Origin of the sequence: Neotamlana sargassicola (genome assembly GCF_020523965.1) — a bacterium.
Taxonomy (GTDB): Bacteria; Bacteroidota; Bacteroidia; order Flavobacteriales; family Flavobacteriaceae; genus Neotamlana; species Neotamlana sargassicola.
This window is the reverse complement of sequence record NZ_JAJAPX010000017.1, coordinates 1-719: the sequence shown is the minus strand read 5'-3', so window position 1 is coordinate 719 and position 719 is coordinate 1. Positions and strand designations below refer to the sequence as shown.

The following is a 719-nucleotide window of genomic DNA, read 5'->3' as shown; positions in this document are numbered from 1 at the left end:
TTATTTTCTTAAGTCTTTAATAATGCTTAATGCACTAGCCACTTTTTTAGTTAGTGTATCGAAATCTTGGTTAGCTACAATTTCTTTTGAAATTAATTGCGACCCCATACCTACACATGTTACTCCTGCATCAAACCAGCCTTTTAAGTTCTCCTCGGTTGGCGATACGCCTCCGGTTGGCATTATGCTTGTCCAGGGTTGTGGTCCTTTTACGCCTTTTACAAAGTTTGGCCCATAAATACCTCCTGGGAATAATTTCACTATTTCACATCCTAATTCTTCAGCCTTGGCTATTTCTGTTAAACTTCCACAGCCTGGTGACCATAATACTTTACGACGATTACATGCTATTGCTATATCTTCGCGTAATACTGGTGTTACTATAAAGTTTGCTCCTAATGCCATGTATAACGATGCTGCTGCGGCATCGGTTACAGAACCTACACCCATTATCATTCCTGGTAATTCTGCAATGGCATATTTTGTTAATTCACCAAAAACTTCGTGAGCAAAATCACCTCGTGCTGTAAACTCCATTAAGCGTGCTCCTCCATCGTAACAAGCTTTTAATACTTTTTTACTTATTTCTATATCACTATTAAAAAATAAAGGTACCATACCCGTATCTTTCATTACTTGAGCGACCTCTAATCTTGAAAATTGTGCCATTATTTTATAAAATACTTTAATTTGTGATAAAGCTGCTATATTAAAATATA

The 719-nt window shown here is 36.4% G+C and carries 1 protein-coding gene; it reads right to left on the bottom strand.

The window, feature by feature from the left end; genetic code table 11:
* Complete coding sequence (locus LG651_RS15645; RefSeq protein WP_226697044.1) at positions 1–669, bottom strand: bifunctional 4-hydroxy-2-oxoglutarate aldolase/2-dehydro-3-deoxy-phosphogluconate aldolase; 669 nt, start codon at positions 667–669, stop codon at positions 1–3.
* Positions 670–719: the final 50 nt, after the last annotated feature.